Origin of the sequence: Bacillus sp. NPDC093026 (genome assembly GCF_044754665.1) — a bacterium.
Taxonomy (GTDB): Bacteria; Bacillota; Bacilli; order Bacillales; family Bacillaceae; genus Bacillus; species Bacillus maqinnsis.
Map to the genome: position 1 here is coordinate 685,121 of NZ_JBIVPN010000001.1, position 18,699 is coordinate 703,819.

24 protein-coding genes and 1 riboswitch are annotated in these 18,699 nt (G+C 40.3%); of the genes, 10 read left to right on the forward strand and 14 right to left on the reverse strand.

The genetic code is table 11. The features are described from left to right. The first annotated feature begins 7 nt into the window (after positions 1–7). The 5 genes from ACIQCE_RS03495 to ACIQCE_RS03515 all read left to right on the forward strand — a co-directional run bounded on the left by ACIQCE_RS03495 (position 8) and on the right by ACIQCE_RS03515 (position 2,642). Complete coding sequence (locus ACIQCE_RS03495) at positions 8–403, forward strand: spore coat protein (protein WP_353856092.1); 396 nt, start codon at positions 8–10, stop codon at positions 401–403. A gap of 42 nt (positions 404–445) precedes the next feature. Beyond that, a complete protein-coding gene (locus ACIQCE_RS03500) occupies positions 446–775 on the forward strand; it encodes a spore coat protein (RefSeq protein WP_400493609.1) in 330 nt (109 codons plus the stop codon). Between the two features lie 100 nt (positions 776–875). Beyond that, complete coding sequence (locus ACIQCE_RS03505; protein WP_353856094.1) at positions 876–1,358, forward strand: spore coat protein; 483 nt, start codon at positions 876–878, stop codon at positions 1,356–1,358. Positions 1,359–1,494: 136 nt separating this feature from the next. Further along, positions 1,495–1,986, forward strand: coding sequence for a CotY/CotZ family spore coat protein (locus ACIQCE_RS03510; protein ID WP_353856095.1), 492 nt, complete (start codon positions 1,495–1,497; stop codon positions 1,984–1,986). 212 nt (positions 1,987–2,198) lie between these two features. Continuing rightward, positions 2,199–2,642 (forward strand): CotY/CotZ family spore coat protein, encoded by a 444-nt coding sequence (locus tag ACIQCE_RS03515; protein WP_400493610.1) that lies wholly within the window; start codon positions 2,199–2,201, stop codon positions 2,640–2,642. A gap of 40 nt (positions 2,643–2,682) precedes the next feature. Here the strand turns inward: ACIQCE_RS03515 and ACIQCE_RS03520 are convergent, their stop codons facing one another. The 13 genes from ACIQCE_RS03520 to ACIQCE_RS03580 form a co-directional block, all read right to left on the reverse strand. Then, positions 2,683–3,222, reverse strand: a complete 540-nt coding sequence (locus ACIQCE_RS03520; RefSeq protein WP_400493611.1) for a CotO family spore coat protein — start codon at positions 3,220–3,222, stop codon at positions 2,683–2,685. Between the two features lie 115 nt (positions 3,223–3,337). After that, a complete protein-coding gene (gene fabI / locus ACIQCE_RS03525; RefSeq protein ID WP_353856098.1) occupies positions 3,338–4,114 on the reverse strand; it encodes an enoyl-ACP reductase FabI in 777 nt (258 codons plus the stop codon). Positions 4,115–4,263: 149 nt separating this feature from the next. Then, positions 4,264–5,070, reverse strand: coding sequence for a bifunctional hydroxymethylpyrimidine kinase/phosphomethylpyrimidine kinase (gene thiD / locus ACIQCE_RS03530; RefSeq protein WP_400493612.1), 807 nt, complete (start codon positions 5,068–5,070; stop codon positions 4,264–4,266). Positions 5,071–5,090: 20 nt separating this feature from the next. Further along, positions 5,091–6,104 (reverse strand): thiazole biosynthesis adenylyltransferase ThiF, encoded by a 1,014-nt coding sequence (locus tag ACIQCE_RS03535; RefSeq protein WP_400493613.1) that lies wholly within the window; start codon positions 6,102–6,104, stop codon positions 5,091–5,093. After that, complete coding sequence (locus tag ACIQCE_RS03540) at positions 6,101–6,868, reverse strand: thiazole synthase (protein ID WP_400493614.1); 768 nt, start codon at positions 6,866–6,868, stop codon at positions 6,101–6,103. The genes ACIQCE_RS03535 and ACIQCE_RS03540 overlap by 4 nt, the downstream gene beginning before the upstream one ends. A gap of 4 nt (positions 6,869–6,872) precedes the next feature. Then, entirely contained in the window at positions 6,873–7,076 is a 204-nt protein-coding gene (thiS, locus tag ACIQCE_RS03545) for a sulfur carrier protein ThiS (RefSeq protein ID WP_353856102.1), read from the reverse strand. Continuing rightward, complete coding sequence (gene thiO / locus ACIQCE_RS03550; RefSeq protein ID WP_400493615.1) at positions 7,073–8,185, reverse strand: glycine oxidase ThiO; 1,113 nt, start codon at positions 8,183–8,185, stop codon at positions 7,073–7,075. Before thiO ends, thiS begins: the two co-directional genes overlap by 4 nt. Further along, complete coding sequence (gene tenI, locus ACIQCE_RS03555; protein ID WP_400493616.1) at positions 8,169–8,786, reverse strand: thiazole tautomerase TenI; 618 nt, start codon at positions 8,784–8,786, stop codon at positions 8,169–8,171. The genes thiO and tenI overlap by 17 nt, the downstream gene beginning before the upstream one ends. Next, a complete protein-coding gene (gene tenA, locus ACIQCE_RS03560; protein WP_400493617.1) occupies positions 8,761–9,471 on the reverse strand; it encodes a thiaminase II in 711 nt (236 codons plus the stop codon). The genes tenI and tenA overlap by 26 nt, the downstream gene beginning before the upstream one ends. An 80-nt stretch (positions 9,472–9,551) precedes the next feature. Then, a riboswitch (TPP riboswitch) is annotated at positions 9,552–9,661 on the reverse strand. A 469-nt stretch (positions 9,662–10,130) separates the two neighbouring features. Continuing rightward, positions 10,131–10,997: an RluA family pseudouridine synthase gene (locus tag ACIQCE_RS03565; RefSeq protein ID WP_400493836.1), complete on the reverse strand. Its 867-nt coding sequence runs from the start codon at positions 10,995–10,997 to the stop codon at positions 10,131–10,133. A 44-nt stretch (positions 10,998–11,041) separates the two neighbouring features. After that, positions 11,042–11,842: an NAD kinase gene (locus ACIQCE_RS03570; protein ID WP_400493618.1), complete on the reverse strand. Its 801-nt coding sequence runs from the start codon at positions 11,840–11,842 to the stop codon at positions 11,042–11,044. 64 nt (positions 11,843–11,906) lie between these two features. Then, the gene (gene yjbM / locus ACIQCE_RS03575; protein WP_400493619.1) at positions 11,907–12,536 is read right to left on the reverse strand and encodes a GTP diphosphokinase; all 630 of its coding nucleotides are present in this window, start codon (positions 12,534–12,536) and stop codon (positions 11,907–11,909) included. Positions 12,537–12,569: 33 nt separating this feature from the next. After that, positions 12,570–12,935, reverse strand: a complete 366-nt coding sequence (locus ACIQCE_RS03580) for a UPF0738 family protein (RefSeq protein WP_353856584.1) — start codon at positions 12,933–12,935, stop codon at positions 12,570–12,572. A 237-nt stretch (positions 12,936–13,172) separates the two neighbouring features. Between ACIQCE_RS03580 and ACIQCE_RS03585 the strand changes: the two genes are divergently transcribed. The 5 genes from ACIQCE_RS03585 (at position 13,173) to ACIQCE_RS03605 (ending at position 16,593) form a co-directional block, all read left to right on the forward strand. Beyond that, positions 13,173–13,748: a CYTH domain-containing protein gene (locus tag ACIQCE_RS03585; RefSeq protein WP_400493620.1), complete on the forward strand. Its 576-nt coding sequence runs from the start codon at positions 13,173–13,175 to the stop codon at positions 13,746–13,748. Between the two features lie 25 nt (positions 13,749–13,773). Further along, entirely contained in the window at positions 13,774–14,538 is a 765-nt protein-coding gene (locus tag ACIQCE_RS03590) for a lytic transglycosylase domain-containing protein (protein ID WP_400493621.1), read from the forward strand. A 278-nt stretch (positions 14,539–14,816) separates the two neighbouring features. Then, on the forward strand, positions 14,817–15,215 hold the full coding sequence (locus ACIQCE_RS03595) for a globin domain-containing protein (RefSeq protein ID WP_353856109.1): 399 nt from the start codon (positions 14,817–14,819) through the stop codon (positions 15,213–15,215). Beyond that, positions 15,212–16,123, forward strand: a complete 912-nt coding sequence (locus ACIQCE_RS03600; protein WP_400493622.1) for a ClpXP adapter SpxH family protein — start codon at positions 15,212–15,214, stop codon at positions 16,121–16,123. Before ACIQCE_RS03595 ends, ACIQCE_RS03600 begins: the two co-directional genes overlap by 4 nt. A gap of 296 nt (positions 16,124–16,419) precedes the next feature. Next, positions 16,420–16,593: a hypothetical protein gene (locus ACIQCE_RS03605; protein WP_353856111.1), complete on the forward strand. Its 174-nt coding sequence runs from the start codon at positions 16,420–16,422 to the stop codon at positions 16,591–16,593. Positions 16,594–16,703: 110 nt separating this feature from the next. Here the strand turns inward: ACIQCE_RS03605 and pepF are convergent, their stop codons facing one another. Next, the gene (gene pepF, locus ACIQCE_RS03610; protein ID WP_400493623.1) at positions 16,704–18,530 is read right to left on the reverse strand and encodes an oligoendopeptidase F; all 1,827 of its coding nucleotides are present in this window, start codon (positions 18,528–18,530) and stop codon (positions 16,704–16,706) included. Positions 18,531–18,699 lie beyond the last annotated feature (169 nt).

The following is an 18,699-nucleotide window of genomic DNA, read 5'->3' on the forward strand; positions in this document are numbered from 1 at the left end:
GAAAGGAGTGAAAGTATTGTCTATTGAAGAAAGTGCTGAATTATTATACACACAACTGTTAAACGAATTAATCAGCAATTATGATGATTTCATTGAAATCAAAAATTCTGAAAATGTCACGATTCATAAAACAGATGTAATAGCTGCACTCTCCCTTCAAGCAACCGTTACGACAATCATTGCTCTTTTAATTCAAATCCTTGTAGCAGATGATGAATTGGCTGAAGAAATCACAGATCAACTTTTATCCACACAACAAGTAACAGTAAAAAAGAAGACTGTAATTCAAATCATCAATTGTCATAACGTCACGATTACAGTATCTGACGCATCCATTCTAAACTCCGTACAAATTCTCACTCAAACACTGAATGTGCTTTTGGTTGAAGCCGGCATTCTTTGACCCTTTCTTTTTCTAACATCACATGAAAGAGGTGAAATGATCGTGACTGAAGAGAACGAAAAAAAGGAGTTTAACATCAACACTGATGTTGATCCATTAACAAGCCTGCTTGTCAGTGATATTTTAAAGAAAAACAATGTCACAGATGATCAGAAGGCAAATATTACAGAAGATCAAAGAAAGATGATTTTGAAATTAGTGCAGGATTTACAAAAAAAGGCAAATGATTTCGTAGAACAACAGCAGGAGAAAAAACGTTTAGCAGAAGCTGCAAAACAAGCTGAAGCAATTGAAGAAAAACCAAGTCCTAGAAGTACAAGACGGAGAAAATCTTTAAGAAGCCGTATTCAACAGCGAAAAGAAGGGCAATAAATCACGAATAAGAAAAAATAGGATTTTTCATCAGGATATATGCCTCAAACCAAACAAGAAACACGAGCATTATATAGAGTAAACGAAAGGAGGAAAAGATATGGAATCCAAACCTTATTCTTGGGTTGCCCTTGATCGCAACTGTTCACATCACGACGATTATGACCATTACGAAAGAAAATCTGTTTGTAATGACTTCTGCGATGATCATGAAAACATTCTCCAAGAAGGCGACCAAATCTCATTGACAAATCAGGTATCTGAAGAAGTCATTATTGTAAGAGATTCTTGTGATATTGATATATCTTCTATTGATGCTCAAGTTGCCGTATCTATACAAACAGCCATTCAGCTTGCTTTAGTAGCAATTGTCAACATCTCAATCGCTGATGGTGACCTGGCAGATCAAATTGCACAAGATCTAGTTCAATTAACTGAAACTAAACAAGCAAATCGTCAGAAACTAGTTATTGAAAACTCTAGAGATGTAAGAGTTTCAACAATTGATGCAGATGTAACCGTTGCTGTTCAAACATTGGTACAAATACTAGCAGCTTTAATTATTGCAATCGGTATCCTCTAATCTAAAAAAGCAGAGCGAAAAGCTCTGCTTTTCTTTTTTATAGAAAATTATAGTCATTTACCCACACCAACTAGAGGGCGCATACATATGTTGTTAAGGACTAAAGTCAAATACCTTGTTAAAGGAGCTGAAATCCATGAGCTGCGGAAAACACCATGGCCGACATGATGAAAACTGTGTATGCGATGCGGTTGATAAGATTTTAGCAGAGCAGGAAGCTGTAGAAGATAAATGTCCTACGAGCTGCTACAGTAATTTATTAAGCCCAACAGTTTCTGGGAAAGATACGATTCCGTTTTTACTTTTTGATAAAAAGGGCGGATTGTTTTCTACTTTCGGAAACATTGGAGGATTTGTAGATGATTGCCAATGCTTTGAATCCATCTTCTTCCGGGTTGAAAAATTAAATGACTGCTGTGCCACATTATCTGTTTTAAGACCTGTCGATGTGCACGGACATACGCTGAGCGTGTGTCACCCTTGTGACCAAGACTTCTTCGGTTTAGAAAAAACGGAATTTTGTATCGAAGTTGATTTAAACTGCTTCTGCGCTATTCAATGTTTAAATCCAGAACTTGTAGACAGAGTACTGCCAACTAAAGATAAAAAGCATCATCACCACGGTTAAATTGATCGTCCGTTGACCTAACTTGTCATGAGTAAAAGCATCCCCTTCCTAACGAATGGCAATCAATCATGCAGAGCAGTCAGCAAGTAAGCGGCCGCTCCGCATTGATTGAAACAAAAGGCATCAACCGATACGACATAAGAATCATCGGTAATGATGATGACAGTGCTCGGAAATACTCAAACAAAATTCCTTGTATAGGAGGGTAGAATATGAGCCGCAATCAATCATGGAACTGTGTAGCAGAGGCTGTTGAAAATATAAACGACTTACAAAATGCTGTCGAAGAAAAATGCCCAAGTAGCTGTTATAGCAATCTCCTTTCCCCTTCACATTCATTAGGTGACACTGTCCCATTTGTCCTATTTACCTCAAAATCAAAACCGTTCGTCGCATTTGGAAACGTCGGAGAGGTAGATGCAGGACCTTGCTTCAGCACTGCATTTTTCAGAGTCGAACACATCTCTGATCACTGCGCAACACTCAGCTTGCTTATTGCATTTGACAAAGACCGTCATATTTTAGATTTTACAGATCAAGATTCCGTATGTGATGTGTTCCGATTAGAAAAATCAAATTACTGCATCGAAGTAGATCTTGACTGCTTCTGCGCAATTGAGTGCTTAAATCCAAGACTCATCAACCGTAGTCATTAACAAAAAAAGTCCCCTTATGGGACTTTTTTGTGTTCCTTCTTTAAAATCCAAGCGGATGAATGGAAGAAATTTGATCAATCGTTAATTCAACCGGATTTCCTCCACCCGCTGTTCGAATGATCACTGTATCATCGTTCCTTTCCATCACAATACCTCTGTAAGTTTTCCCCTCCGCCTCAATCAGGCAAAGAGCTCTTGGCATATTATGAGGCAGACTGGTGAGAAAATCCACTTTCTCGTCAATGGTCATTTGACTTAGTGGTTTTTTTACTCTTTTTCTTCTCGGCTCTTCTTTTGTTTCATGAAAAACGGCTGCTGGCTGTTTTTCTGTTTCTTGTATAATGTCCGCTTCTTGATGAAGCGCTTTTGATTCGTCTTCCTTTTTCTTCTCTATCTCCTGGGTGACAGGTTCCTGCAAAATTTCTTCAATCGGCTCTTCACTGCTTTTTTTGTTGGTTGGCGGTTTTTCTGACTTCTTTCGTTTTCTGACAATATCCTGCATGACCGGCTTTGATTCATCATAGCTCGGCTGAACAATATACATGAGCGGCTTTTGATTCTCATCACCTTTATTTGACATGCGCATCCCTCCCGAATGATTCATTCCTTATATATATGAACCATAGTTTGAAATCAGAAGACAAATAAAAAAACAGCATACCTATGATTAGTATGCTGCAAGTCAATTCATTCAGTTATCGGGCAATAATATGAAAGCCTGAATCGACATGAAGATTTTCGCCTGTCATGCCTCTTGAAAGATCACTAAACAAAAATAAAGCCGTATCGCCAACTTCTTCTGGAGTGGTTGTGCGGCGAAGCGGTGCACGCTCCTCAATATCCTTTAAGATGGTATTAAAGCCGCTGATACCTTTTGCAGACAGTGTACGAATTGGACCAGCAGAGATACTGTTCACACGTATGCCTTCTGCCCCTAAATCAGCCGCTAAATATTTCACACTTGCTTCAAGTGCTGCTTTCGCTACACCCATCACGTTGTAGTTAGACACCACACGCTCTCCGCCTAGGTAAGTAAGTGTCACAATACTTCCACCTTCTGTCATCAATGGACGTGCAGCTTTTGCAACTGCTGTTAATGAATATGCACTAATGTTGTGCGCTAAAAGGAACCCTTCACGGTTCGTGTTTAGATATTCACCCACAAGCTCTTCTTTATTTGCAAATGCAATTGCATGGGCAACGCCGTGAATCACTTGTACTTTTTCTTTAATTGTTGCAAAACATGTTTCAATTTCTTCATCACTTGTGACGTCACAAGGAAGAATGATTGAATCATCACGCTCAAGTGTGCTCGCAAGTTCTTTGACAGATTCAGCAAGACGATCTCCCACATAAGTAAAAATTAAACGAGCACCTGCTTTGTGAAGAGAACGAGCAATTCCCCATGCGATACTGCGTTTATTAGCAACACCCATGACAACAATATTGCGGCCTTCTAAAGAAAAGTTCATATGTATTAAAGCCTCCTATTTTTCAAGACATAGTATTAGTACCTGATCATAATATTATCACAGATCACGCGCTATTGACAATTTCCGTTGAAAGAAAGTTTCATATTTATCAAAAAACCGTCCTCGGAAGTGAAGACGGTCAGAAATATTTATCCCTTGATTCGATTTTGTTTATAAGCGAAATGATTGGTTGGACCATGCCCAGCGCCAATATTTAAAGGAAATTTGATTGCCTCATGTACAAAGGTTTCCGCTGTTTCAAACGCTTCCCTCATCGAAAACCCTTTCGCTACTTCCGCTGTTAATGCTGCAGCAAACGTACAGCCGGTTCCATGTGTATGTGATGTATCAATATGCTCATTCGTCACTTCCATAAACCCTTTTCCATCATAAAGTAAGTCTGTAATTAGACCATCTCTAGGGTCGTGACCGCCTTTTATCACGATATATTCGGTTCCTAGCTGATGAAGACGTTCTGCTACCAGATACCGATCCTCCTTTGTCTGAATACGGATCCCCGTTAATACCTCCGCCTCAGGGAGATTAGGCGTAACCGCATAGCTGACAGGCAGTAAGTACTGTTTCAGTGCAGAGACAGCATCCTCATTCAATAAAGACGCTCCGCCTTTTGCAATCATCACTGGATCTACAATCAGTTTTAACTGATATTGAACAGTTTTTTCAGCAACGGCTTGAATCATGTCTGCACTCCACAGCATCCCTGTTTTGACAGCATCTGGCATTAAATCTGCTGCTACCGCATCTATTTGACTTTGTAATGCCGCTACCGAAAGTGGAAATATTCCGTGAACGCCTAGTGTATTTTGCGCTGTAACGGCTGTGATGGCAGACATTCCGTACACACCGAGCTCCTGAAAGGTTTTTAAATCTGCTTGAATCCCTGCCCCGCCGCCTGAATCTGAACCTGCGATCGTTAACGCTTTTTTGATTGTCATATCATCACATCCTTTTATTCCTAACCAATCCATTGATGATAAATCGTTCTTGCTTTGGCAATATCACTTGTTCCGTGTATAAGCGCTCTACCATCCTTGAACAGCACGAGCTTGAATTCATCCTTTTGACATGAAAGAAGATACGGATTTTCAAGCACATCCATCCCTGCTGCCTTTAACCGAAGAGCCACTTCGTTTAAAGGCGGCGGTGTTTGTGCGGCGTTGCGGATTTGCACTGTATTGCGGCCGCAAAGCACATCTGCCTTCGCTTGGCGATCATATGAAAGAAATGGATATGTGTGAAGTCCACAGCTTGGGCATTGTTCTTTCTTTAATGACAAAACGGAACGAATATCAGCACGTTCATTTGTCCATAAGTCAAAAGATCGTAATATCGGTGTAACTTGATGTCCAGTTAAATACTTTAGCGCATCAGCTACCTGATATGATGCCACTTGTTGCACAGCAGGACCAATAATACCTGCTGTATCACACGTCATACCTTGTGCAGGTAAATGCTCAAGCAAGCAGTGTAAACACGGCGTCTCACCAGGTATAACGGTAAAACTAACCCCATAACTCGCCACACATGCCCCGTAAAGAAAAGGAATTTCATGTTTGACAGCAGCATCATTCACAATCATCCGCACCTCAAAATTATCCGCTGCATCGATGACAATGGAAGCATCATAGATGAGTTCATCAATGTTTTGAGCTGTCACATCCATGACGAGCCCTTTCACCTTGACCTCACTGTTGACAAGCTTTAATCTCGATTCAGCAGCCACTGCCTTTGGCAGCCGATCTTGTACATCCTGTTCTGTATATAGCTGCTGGCGCTGAAGGTTGCTCCATTCTATATAATCTCTGTCCGCAATGATCACAGAGCCCACTCCAGCACGTACAAGCATTTCAGCACTTGCTGTCCCAAGTGCTCCCGCTCCAATAATAACTACTTTGGAAGCAAGAAGCCGCTTTTGACCTTCTTTGCCAATGGGTTGAAAGAGCTCTTGGCGTGAATAACGAGTGCTCAAAACGCTGGCATTCCTTCCTGCGGACTGCTTGCCGTACCATAGTTTTTCAATGGGATACGTCCTGCCTCGTAGCCTAGTCTCCCTGATTCAATCGCCAGCTTCATGGCTTTTGCCATTTTTACTGGATCCCTTGCTCCCGAGACAGCTGTATTGAGTAAAACACCGTCAGCTCCTAATTCCATGGCATAGGCAGCATCCTTCGGAGAACCAACACCAGCATCAATAATGACTGGAACCTTCGCTTGCTCGATAATAAATGAGAGGTTCAGAGGGTTTAGTAAGCCTTGACCTGACCCGATTGGAGAAGCACCTGGCATAATCGCATGTACACCCAGTTCTTCTAATTTTCTTGCAAGTACCACATCATCCGATGTATACGGCAAAACAATAAAGCCTTCTTCCAGTAACATTTCAGATGCTCTTAACGTCTCCACAGGGTCTGGAAGAAGAGATCTTGAACAGCCAATCACTTCCACCTTGATCATGTCACAAAGCCCTGATGCTTTCGCTAGACGAGCAATTCGCACCGCTTCTTCAGCAGTACTTGCGCCAGCTGTATTCGGAAGAAGCGTAAATCTTGAAAGATCGAGTTGCTCTAAAAAATTAGGCTGTGATGCTTCAAAAATATTCATTCTTCGCACAGCAAAGGTCAAAATTTCTGCTCCTGACACATCAACAGCTTCCTTTTGAACCTCAAATGATGGATATTTCCCTGTACCAAGTAATAGTCTTGATGTGAATGTTTTTCCGCCAATGTGTAGCATGATTTCATCCTCCTCCTACAAAGTGAACAATTTCAATCGTGTCATTTGGCTTGATTTCTTCTTTTTGAAAAGCTTCTTTATCAATAATTTCTTGGTTTTTCTCCACAATCACAACTCGGTTTTCAAGTTGATAGGCTGATAAGAGATCAAAAATCGTGCCGTTCTCTTTATCGAAATCAACAATTCTCCCATTCAATTGAATTTTCATACGAGCGATGCCTCCTTTCGGCCAATGCGAAATGCATGAAGCCAATCCTCTTTGACCTGTTGACCTAGTATGAGATTTCGAATAATCTCCCCAGTAATCGGCGCAAGCAGAATACCATTTCGGTAATGCCCTGTAGCAAATAGGATTCGATCGTCTTCTGGGTGCCTTCCAATATAGGGATGTTGGTCGCTTGTAGCAGGACGAAGCCCCGCCCAAAACTGATCAATTGGCATCTGCTTAACTGACGGCATGAGATCAGCTGCTTTTTGAATGACTGCTTCAATACCTCCAAGTGTTGGAACTGCATGCCAGTCATGTGGCTCCATCGTCGCGCCAATGACCAGTTTCCCGCTGTCTCTCTGAACTACATAACAATGGTCATGATAAATGGTGTGTTCAAGTGCTGGACCGTTATTCCATACAGACACACATTCTCCTTTCACTGGATAAAGAGAATGAGATAATCCTAGCTCTTCAAAAAAACGTCCAGACCATACGCCACTAGCCACAGTGAGGTGATCACATGTCCATGTGCCTTGCGTCGTTCTGACAATCAATGCATCTTGATGACGATTCACTTCAACTACTGCTGTATACTCTTTGACTTCCGCCCCATTTCGAACGGCCGCTTGAAAAAATGCACGACATACTGAATAAGGTTCAACATGTACATCATCCTCAATCAGACCTGCCCCAATGATTTTATCTGAAACTTGAGGCATCCGTTTTTTCACACTGCTGGCTTCAAGCCATTGAAACGTAGATAAATGCTGCATTCGGCAAAGAGCACGTTTTTCTTCCTCAGTAAATGCAAGTTTCATCATGCCGTCGCTTGATTTCCGAATGTCAATGCCCGATTCATGTTTTAAATCAATTTTTAATTTTTCGTATAGCGCTTGGCTTGCTCGACCAACCTCAAAGAATATATCCTCATAACCTTCTCCTTCAGCATGTGCACCAAGCATACCAGCTGCTGCGCTCGTTGTTTTCTTCCCTACCTCATACTCCTCGAATACAACAACCTGTTTGCCTGCTTTTGCAAGGTGATACGCTGCTGACATCCCTATGATTCCACCCCCAATAATTGCTACGTCATAATGCTTTTTCATAAGGATTCTCCTTTAGCTTTTCAGAAAAGATTTGCGCCATCATTTTGGGTTCTGCCTGCGTGAAAATACCAGACATGACAGCAATTCCTTTCAATCTTATACGCATCAATTCAGGGATTCGCTTTGGCGTGATGCCGCCAATGACCACCACAGGAATGGTCAGTGCTGAAGCCAGTTCTTCCGCAAGCTTCACGCCTCTTGCTTGTAGTCCCGGTTTACACGCTGTGTCATATACATGCCCAAACATCACATACTCTGCCCCTTCCTTCTCTGCTAGTTTCGCTTCTTCTAACGAATGAACAGACACGCCTGAATGAAGATGAGGAAATTTTTGTCTCAGCTCCTTTGGTGAAAAACTGTGTCCTGGGAGATGTACACGGTGAATATTCGTTAGAAGTGCGACGTCTACTCGGTCATTGATCACCATTTTCTCTTTGGATACCCCTACAGCAAGGAGCCGCTTCACGAGATGAACAAGCTCTCTGGCTGTTTTAGATCGTTCTCGTATATGAATAAAATCAACTTCTGGTTCGATTGCTTTTATTTGCTTCACTAGCTCTTCGGTGGAAAGCGTATCATTTGTCACTGCGTGGAGTTCCACTTGTACCAACCCCATCTAAGCATGCTGTATCCCATTTTTCCTTTTCATACGCCATCTCCCAGAACTGGTATTCATAATAGCTAGAGATCACAAAATTTTCTTTCATATTGGATCGCACATGTTCTGTTGCTTGTTCTGCAAGTTCATCGAAACGGTTAACCTGTTCAAAGACGAGCTCTTTAAACCAATCTCCTCCATATGTTAAAATCCATTCTTGATAAATTGGATGTTGTGGTGTGGTTTGTTTCAATTTTTCACCAACCTCGTAATATAACCAGTAGCACGGCAATAGCGCTGCTAGAACTTCTTCAAATCGTCCACTTTTAACAGATCGGTACATATGTGAGGTATATGCATAAGCAGTTGGAGAAGGCTTAAAATTAGCTAGTGCTTCTTCAGAAATATGAAGGAGCTCTGTAAACTTTCTATGCAGCGATAGTTCTGCTTCATAAGTGCCCTGTGCATGATACGCCATTCTGCCAGTGGTATGTAAGTCCTCACTCATAGCAGCTCCATATGATTGCACTTTTGCAAAATGGGTTAAGTAATACGAATCCTGCATGACGTAATAGGTGAAACGATCAAGTGAAAGCGTCCCATCCCCAATTCCTTTGACAAACGGGTGCGTAAAACTTCCATTCCACCATTTTGCTGCTGCCTCTTTACACTCCTCTGAAAATGTCATGTTCCTCTCCTCCTGTTTTTTATCATATAAAAAAGCCACTTTCCGCATGGAAAGTGGCTTGGAATTTGTAAAAAGCATAGTCAAATACCGCACCACTTCCCTACGCAGGTATGAACCTGTTCAGGTAATGAGGGTCTAAAAGTCTACACTTTTATCTCAGCCCTTTTGAAGGACTCCCCTAGTGGATCATTTATATGGTTTTGTTACTTCTATCTTAATCATGATTTGTTCATTGGTCAAGCGTTCATTGCAACTCTAACTGTACGTTAAAGTTCTGCCACATACACCTTGCAACCAGACACAAGCACTCGATCACCGCTTCTCAGCGTCGCGTCACCATGCGGCATTAAACTGGATACTTCTCTGCAAAAACGCATAAATACGAAATCTCCGATAAAAAGAAAATCCCTCAGCCACATTATAGTCAGATCATTGGCTACTACCAAGAGCTGATCACTCTCATAGACAAACTTGGATACGAACTGAAAAACCGTGGATAGAACAGGCAACTATCTTTGAAAAATCAATGATCTGCCCTTAGAAATCTGGCGTTCGAAAGATTCCAGTCATGAAAAAACTCCCCTAAGGCAAACAGATTTTTTCAGTTCATCTGTCTCCCTTTAGGAGAGCATATCATAGCAGGCTACCAGGTTTATTTTTTATAGGAGCAATGACTGCATGTCCCAAGGCAAAGGAGCCGAAAACGTCATTTGCTCACCTGTCATCGGATGAGGAAAGACAAGGGTTTCACTGTGCAATGCCTGCCGGTCCATTCGCTCTTTAGTACCGCCATAAAGTGTATCACCAATAAGGGGATGACCAATATATTGCATATGCACACGAATTTGATGCGTTCTTCCTGTTTCGAGTACAAGAGACACATCAGACATGTCCAGACCAGTATGTAACGCTTTTACTGTATAATGTGTGACTGCGTCCTGACCATTCTCATCCACCATTCGTTCAATGATACTGTCTCCTTTTCTTGCAATCCGCGCCCTGATCGTTCCTTGCTTCTTTGAAATGATGCCATGTGTAAATGCCCGATACGTACGCTTCACTTCCCCTTTTTTTTGCGCTTTTGATAAAAGACTATGTGCAAAGCGATGTTTGGCTACAAGCATGACACCAGACGTATCACGATCAAGGCGGTTCACCAAATGAACGGTCAGATGAATAGACTGCTGTGCATAATGATGTAGCAGTCCATTTGCAATACTGTTTTCAGGATGCTCTCTAGAAGGAATAGATGGAATAGACGGCTTTTTATTTAGCACGAGCACATGCTCATCTTCAAATAAAATATTAAGCGGAATGTCAACAGGCTTTAACCCTTCACTCACCTTTTCTTCAGGAAATATAATCGTGAGCGTGTCTCCCTCATTTAGTTCGTACCTGACGGTGACATGTTCTCCATTAATGAGCAAATCGCCGCCATCAAACTTAATATCTGTCAGCATTCTTTTCGATATACCGAGATCAATTAAATAGTCTTTTAAAAGCAGCCCCTTTTCTTTCAGTGAAATTGTTTTGGTTAGCTTAAAGTATTCCAGCGAGAACGACCTCTTTCTTATTCTCCTTTTCCAATAAAGGAATCTTGCACTCTTTTCCAAAAAGGAAACGGTCTAAAACGGGCAAAACGGACATTCTCATTAGCCACGCGGCATTGAATGGATTTGACGTCTTTATGTAGCAATGTCAAATGATCAATCGTTACCTGAAAATCCACATCATTAATTGGCTTAATGACACACGTGTGGTGGTCTGGCAAAATAAGCGGTGAACCCACTGTCCGGAAGACTCTGTTATTGATGGATGCCATTTCTGCAAGCTGAATGGCTCTAATGGATGGATGAATAATGGCTCCACCGAGCGCTTTATTATAAGCAGTACTTCCAGACGGCGTGGACAAGCAAAGACCATCTCCTCTAAATGTTTCAAAGAGCTGTCCTCTAATCTCAACATCCGCCACAAGTGTTCCTTCCATGCTTTTAATGGTACACTCATTCATTGCTAAATATTTCTCTTCTTGTCCGCCATCGTTGTACCTGACAATGACTTCAAGGATGGGATATTCAACAATATGATAAGGCGTTTTCGCAATAGCCAGTACAAGCTTTTCAATTTCACTTGGGACCCAGTCTGCATAAAAACCAAGATGCCCCGTATGCACACCGACAAAAGCTGTTTCATTTAGGCGGTTGCTGTAGCGGTGAAAAGCATATAAAAGGGTGCCGTCTCCCCCAACAGTAATGACAAGATCCGGTTCTTCTTCATTTAGTTCCATTCCAAAATCCAGTAAGTAAGTCTGAATTTTATTTTTGAGTGCATCAGATACAGAATTCCCTTTTGAAGAAACTGCAAATTTCATGAATTCTTCTCCTTTTTCACCTCGCTGCGATAAGAGGGCAGCAGCATATTTGATCAAGCACGACTCAGTGATCTGTTTTCTTTTTGCGCGAGAATGCCACCTGTGCTTCCTGAATCTCCCCTCTGATTTCAGACATCTCATCATCAAGAAGAGATGCTGCTTCAGAGGCCCTTTGCAACCGAAGCTTGACCTTCTCCGGTATATTCCCGCTATATTTATAATTAAGAGAATGCTCAATAGTCGCCCAAAAGTTCATGGCAAGTGTTCGTATTTGGATTTCGACCAGTAGCTGCTTCTCCCCATTAACCGTTTGCAGCGGGTATAAAACAACGAGATGATATGATCGGTATCCGCTTTCTTTATGTTCTGCAATATAGTCGCGTTTATCAACAACAACAAAATCTTTTCGTGACTGAAGCATTTTTTTCACGACTTGTATATCTTCTACAAACTGGCACATAATGCGAAGCCCTGCAATATCCTGCATCGTTTCGATTTCATGCATCGGAATGTTTTTGCGCTTTGCCTTTTCCAATATGCTAGCAACGGGCTTCACTCGGCCTGTCACAAATTCTACTGGTGAATGGTCATCCTCGAATTCATACAGCTTTCGAATGCCTTTTAGTTTCACTTTTAATTCTTCGACTGCTTGTTTATATGGTGCGAGGAATTGATCCCATTGTTTTTTGTCCATGAAATTTCCCCCAATTCCAAATACCTAATTATTTCAGAGGAATGTGTTTTTCACTTTCTCTTCCATATCTCCGTAATTGGCATTGTCTTTAATATTGTCAATTAAATAGTTTAATTCCTGATGAAGTTGAATAAGTTCTAGTGTTTTTTGTTCTGCTGTCAAATAGACAGGCATGTCACGATTCATTGCTTCTTTTAATGGAGCCCATATGTTCTCTCCTAAAATAAGATACGTAAAAGACTCCTCATTTTCAAGTATGTAAACGAACGCAAAGTGATCAGAATCAACAAGCATTTGTCCCGATGCCTTTGCTTTTTGAATATGCTCATCCGACTGGATCGCCAAAAACAGTCCGTCTTCTTTTAAAGTTGCTTCTATGATTTCAATTCTGTTTTGCATCATAATCTCCTTTACAACAAAGTACACCTTTATTTTATCATATCAAGTTCAATATTGATAAACCGAACTTTTTGAGAAAACATTGATTTTCTTTTGAATTCATTATTTTACTTCATCCATCATGAACATCAGCACATTTCAAACGATACAAAAACATTGTTAAAAATGAAATGTCACTTGCTATCACACTTCGTGTACAATAACTATATTTCCTCTAAATGAAAGGTTGATGTCAAAATGTCACAGGAAATTGAAATAGAACTAAAGCAATTATTAACGAAAGAAGAATTTGAACAACTAAAACAATACTTCCAATTGAAAGATGCAGATTTTCGCACCCAAACCAACTATTACTTTGATACACCCCAATTTGATATAAAATCTCATTTTGCTGCACTGAGAATCAGAGAAAAAAATGGTCATTGGGTCTTGACTTTAAAGGAACCGCACGAGGTCGGGTTACTGGAAACTCATCAAGAGATAGATCCCCCTCCTCAACTTGAAAACTTTAATATACCAGAAGGTGAAGTCGCTAAACGTTTGAAGGGTCTTAACATTCCAAAAGATCAGATTGTATATTTCGGTTCTCTTGAAACATCAAGAGCAGAAAAAATGATCAAAGAAGGCTTAATTGTTTTGGATCACAGCCGATATTTAACAGTAGAGGACTATGAATTAGAGTTTGAGGTGAACGATATAGACATCGGACAAGCCGCATTTACACAATTGCTTAGTCAATTTCATATTCCAACACGCAACACCAAAAACAAAGTGATCCGTTTTTATGAAGAAAAAATAAAAACACAGAAATAGATAAATTCTTTGAGGGAGGAACATGATGAACGTCAATCAACTTCAATCCTTTATGCAACTTCAAGCGCTTAAAACATTACAAACGGATAATGGACAAACGACAGCGGCTACTGATCAAGAATCAAACGCACAAGCTTCGTTTCAGACGCTGCTCCAAGATTTTTTAGGCGGAACGGATTTATCACGTCTTCCGCTATCAATCTCGGCATTAATGGGTCAGGATACATCAACGGTACCGAGCACTCAATATGCAAGAACCAACCCTTATCTATCAGCAATTGCAAGCAATGAACAATTACCTTCTCAAGCCTTGTATTCAAATGACTCTCAATTGAATACAGCCAATGGGATTGGTAACGTGACGAACACCGACTATACACCGCCACTTCAAAAAGCTGTCTCAAGTGCTTCATCAAAAGAGATTAATCAGATCGTATCACAAATGGCTCAAAAACACGGTGTTCCTGAAAAGCTCATCCATGCAGTCATCCAGCAAGAATCCGGCTACCGTACAAATGCTGTCAGCCACGCAGGCGCACTTGGACTCATGCAGCTCATGCCATCTACTGCTAAATCTCTTGGCGTAAGTAACGCCTTTAATGCAGCAGAAAATATTGAAGGCGGAACGAAGTATTTGAAGCAAATGCTTAATAAATACAATGGAAATATCTCACTTGCACTTGCGGCCTATAACGCAGGCTCTGGAAATGTGGATAAATACGGAGGCATTCCTCCATTTAAAGAAACACAAAATTATGTAAAGAAAATCACAGCGCAATATTTTGCTTAAACCGAAGAGAATAACCCCTTCGGTTTTTTGTATGTCGCTTTTCACCCTTTTTTGACTGAATGTGTTATGATATGGTCAATTGATCATAGAACCCAGCCCCCTCGCTCTTTGACAAAGGACGAAAAGCGGTTTGTTTGTGGAATTGATTTGGGGTTGTTAAAATAAGTATACAAGAATAGAAACAGCAAAAAAGAACAAACTGAATATCACTTTTTAAATAAATGAACTTCGCAATAGGATTATCATCCTATTAGCTATGAGTAAAAGGAGTAGTCAACATGGTACAATCGTTTAACGCACCTTACGAAGCGGTTGGAGAAGAACTTCTATCGCAACTTGTTGATACTTTTTATGAAAATGTAAAGTGTCATCCTTTGCTTCATCCTATTTTCCCGGATGACTTAAAAGAAACAGCAAGAAAACAAAAACAGTTTTTAACTCAATATTTAGGCGGACCCGCACTTTATACTGAGGAGCATGGACACCCAATGCTAAGGGCTAGACATCTTCCTTTCCCAATCACTGAAGAGCGGGCTGACGCATGGCTTGAATGCATGGAGGATGCAATGAATAAAGTAGGATTAACCGGCGATATTCGTGACTTTTTATTTGAGCGACTCTCACTGACAGCTCATCATATGGTTAATCAAACACCTGAAAAGGACGGACGATCTTGAGCTGCAATCAGCACGATCAATATTTCTCACACTGTCACGGACATCCTCAAAAGCCGATCGAAATCTATGTATTCATTGATCCTCTCAGCCCAGACTGTTGGTTATTAGAGCCATCAATTAAAAAATTGAAAATGAAATACGGCCGTTTTTTCACTTTACGAACGGTCACAAGCTCTAGCATCAATGCATTGAACAGGAAAAGAAAGAAACATCTGCTGACTGAAGCATGGGGAAAATTCGCAACAAAAACTCAGACCAAAAAAGAACAAATGCTGTCTGAACAAATTGTGACATCACCTTATCTGGCATCGCTCGCCTTGAAAGCGGCTGAACTCCAAGGTAGAAAGTGCGGAATGAAATTTTTACGTCTTATTCAAGAGTCACTTTTTTGCCATCAGCAAGATGTGACAAGTGAGCATGTGCTTTTAGAAAATGCAAAAAATGCGGGGCTGGATATAGACGAATTCCAGCGAGACATCCATTCTCAAAGTGCTGTCAAAGCACTGAAATGTGATATGAAAATTGCAGCTGAAATGGACGTATCTGAGCTCCCTACCTTCGCCTTTTTTAATACGATGAACGGAGACGAAGGACTAAAGATCTCAGGTGCACACTCTTATGATGTGTACGAAGAAATTCTCTTTGAAATGATAGGTGAAAAGCCAACACCTTCAGAAAGGCCTCCAATTGAATGGTTTATCGCTTATTTTCAATTTGCATCAGCGAAAGAGATAGCCGTTGTATATGATCTGACCCTCGAACAGGTCGAACGAGAAATGAAAAAGCTCGCATTCGCTAAAAAAGTGGAACGTGTACAAGTACAACAAGAAATGTTTTGGCGCTATAAAGAAGATGAAAACCATACAGATGTTGATGTCTATCGCTGTGAGAATGAACATGGGTGCTGACCCATGTTTTTTCTTTGCAGATAAAAAAGAACTCTTGTTCTATTTTCAGATACGAAGAAACCGCGCCGGGATAAGCGCGGTTTCACTATGTCTTAACGACAACAAAGGGGATGGGAGAAATTTTTCACGGTCAAACAAAGGGGTAATGTTTGTATGTGATTAATTTCACATCTGTAGTATATCAAATTTTGTCGACTTATGACAACCGATATACTATATGTTCATATTTTTGTCACAAAACATAAGAGGACTGCCACTTTCATATAGTGAAAGTAACAAAAAATGGGGGGATCTGCATGCGCAGCACATACATTGGACTTGTTGCCATCGGCTTATGTTTCTTTATCAATATATTAGGTCTAATGAAAATGCTACCTCTTTATCTCACCTCTCCACTCTTATTTGGTTCGATTCTCTTTACACTTTATCGAATGAATCACCGGAAGACATTTAAAGGATTTAAAGGGTGATAAATGGAATGAGCTTCTCAACTTAAACTGGAGAAGCTTTTTGCTGGCTTAAAAAAAGAAATACTCCTGCCAAAAGATGCGTTAACACACACTTTTGACAGAAGCCATGATTACTCACTTGTTTTTGAAATGAGCTCTTCCATTTCATTTAGTTTTTCCTCAAACAATTGACAAGCAGCTTCAATCGGCTTTTTGGATGCCATATCGACGCCTGCTTTTTTCAGCACATTGATAGGGTAGTCGGAGCTTCCTGCTTTTAGGAAGTCTGTATAACGGTCCACCGCAGGTTTTCCTTCCTCCAATATTTGCTTACTTAACGCTTGAGCTGCACTATAACCTGTTGCATATTGATACACATAATAGTTGTAATAGAAATGCGGAATTCTAGACCACTCTAATCCGATTTCCTTATCAACAACCATGCCGTCACCAAAATACTTCTTATTCAGATCGTAATAAAGATCCGTCATAAACTCTGGAGTTAATGCCTCCCCTTCTTGTGCTTTCACGTGAATAAGATGTTCAAATTCAGCAAACATGGTTTGTCTAAATACAGTCCCTCTAAATCCTTCTAATAGATGATTCAGAACATACAAACGCTGCTTTTTATCCTGTAAGTTGTTTAGCAAATATTCTCCTAATAACGCCTCATTTGTTGTGGAAGCAACTTCGGCAACAAAGATACTATAGTTTCCATACGGATATGGCTGGTGCTTTCTTGTATAATAGCTGTGGACTGAGTGACCAAATTCATGCACCAAGGTAAATAAATTATCAATATTATTTTGCCAGTTCATTAAAATATAAGGGTTTGTTCCATAACTTCCAGATGAATAGGCCCCGCTTCGTTTTCCTTTATTTTCATAAACGTCAACCCAGCGGTTATCGAGTCCTTCTTTTACAATGGACACATACTCTTCCCCTAATGGCGCGAGACCTTTAAGCATGTACTCCTTAGCTTCATCGTAAGTTAACTTCATGCCCGCATCTTTCACAAGCGGTGTATACAAATCATAATTGTGCACTTCATCAAGCTTTAATACCTTTTTACGCAATTCTATATAGCGGTGTAATAACGGTAAATATTGATGAATCGTATCAATCAGATTGTCATACACTTCTTCTGGAATGCTATTGCGAGATAAAGCAGCTTCCCTTGCCGATTGATAATTACGTACTTTCGCATAAAAATTATCCTTTTTAATAGAACCGCTAAGTGTGGAGGCCAGTGTATTCTTATATTGATCATACGTTTTGTAAACGGCCTTGAAGGCATTCTTTCTCACTTCACGGTCATCACTATTTAAAAATGTGATAAAGTTACCATGTGTAATCTGCTTTTCTTCCCCTTTTTCATCCTTTACAGTAGGGAAAGATATATCAGCATTATTAAACATACTAAATGTAGTGGATGAAGATGAGAGTGGTTCAGAGGCTTCAGCTAATAAAGCTTCCTGCTCCTCACTTAAAATATGCGGGCGCTCTTTGTTAATTTCTTCGAGAGCGTGAGAATAAAGTTTTAATTCTTCTTTCTCCATAATAAATTGCTGAAGTTTATCTTCTTGTATCGATAAAATCTCTGGAACAATATAAGCAGATGCACTAGACAACTGTGTAAATAGATTGGACGCTTTATCATTTAATGCCTGGAATGATGAATTTGTGGTGTCTTCATCGTATTTCATGTGCGCATATGTATAAAGCTTGCCAAGCTTTTCAGAAAGTTGATCCTGAAATGTTAGGGCTTCATACAAAACATCAGCAGAGTGTGCCAGCTTGCCTTTAAATTGTGCAAGCTTAGGGATGTCTTTTTTTACATTTTCGTATTCCTTGTTCCATGTATCGACGCTTTCAAAAATATCTTCAAGACGCCATTTGTTTTCTTCTTGTACTTCGCTTCTGTCTGGTAAATGGTTGCTTTTACTTTGTGAAGTCATATGAATCCCCCTTGCTTGAGATATATTGAACCAATCTTTCGGTAAGTGAAAGAAATTGGCGTTGTATTTATCTTCTTTGTTTTGAACTATATTTGTCAAATCATATGCAGAAATAAATACTGAACAGACTAAAAAAATGAGAAAAAAACGTTTCTTTCTATTCACTAGC

Coding starts and splice junctions, on each gene's coding strand:
- ACIQCE_RS03510 (WP_353856095.1), top strand. CDS start 1,495: ATGAGCTGCGGAAAACACCATGGCCGACATGATGAAAACTGTGTATGC.
- ACIQCE_RS03590 (WP_400493621.1), top strand. CDS start 13,774: ATGAACGTCAATCAACTTCAATCCTTTATGCAACTTCAAGCGCTTAAA.
- fabI (WP_353856098.1), bottom strand. CDS start 4,114: ATGAACTTTTCTTTAGAAGGCCGCAATATTGTTGTCATGGGTGTTGCT.
- ACIQCE_RS03520 (WP_400493611.1), bottom strand. CDS start 3,222: ATGTCAAATAAAGGTGATGAGAATCAAAAGCCGCTCATGTATATTGTT.
- ACIQCE_RS03515 (WP_400493610.1), top strand. CDS start 2,199: ATGAGCCGCAATCAATCATGGAACTGTGTAGCAGAGGCTGTTGAAAAT.
- tenA (WP_400493617.1), bottom strand. CDS start 9,471: ATGACATTTTCAGAGGAGTGTAAAGAGGCAGCAGCAAAATGGTGGAAT.
- yjbM (WP_400493619.1), bottom strand. CDS start 12,536: ATGGACAAAAAACAATGGGATCAATTCCTCGCACCATATAAACAAGCA.
- pepF (WP_400493623.1), bottom strand. CDS start 18,530: ATGACTTCACAAAGTAAAAGCAACCATTTACCAGACAGAAGCGAAGTA.
- ACIQCE_RS03540 (WP_400493614.1), bottom strand. CDS start 6,868: ATGCTACACATTGGCGGAAAAACATTCACATCAAGACTATTACTTGGT.
- thiO (WP_400493615.1), bottom strand. CDS start 8,185: ATGAAAAAGCATTATGACGTAGCAATTATTGGGGGTGGAATCATAGGG.
- ACIQCE_RS03570 (WP_400493618.1), bottom strand. CDS start 11,842: ATGAAATTTGCAGTTTCTTCAAAAGGGAATTCTGTATCTGATGCACTC.
- thiD (WP_400493612.1), bottom strand. CDS start 5,070: ATGACAATCAAAAAAGCGTTAACGATCGCAGGTTCAGATTCAGGCGGC.
- ACIQCE_RS03580 (WP_353856584.1), bottom strand. CDS start 12,935: ATGCAAAACAGAATTGAAATCATAGAAGCAACTTTAAAAGAAGACGGA.
- ACIQCE_RS03605 (WP_353856111.1), top strand. CDS start 16,420: ATGCGCAGCACATACATTGGACTTGTTGCCATCGGCTTATGTTTCTTT.
- thiS (WP_353856102.1), bottom strand. CDS start 7,076: ATGAAAATTCAATTGAATGGGAGAATTGTTGATTTCGATAAAGAGAAC.
- ACIQCE_RS03585 (WP_400493620.1), top strand. CDS start 13,173: ATGTCACAGGAAATTGAAATAGAACTAAAGCAATTATTAACGAAAGAA.
- ACIQCE_RS03595 (WP_353856109.1), top strand. CDS start 14,817: ATGGTACAATCGTTTAACGCACCTTACGAAGCGGTTGGAGAAGAACTT.
- ACIQCE_RS03505 (WP_353856094.1), top strand. CDS start 876: ATGGAATCCAAACCTTATTCTTGGGTTGCCCTTGATCGCAACTGTTCA.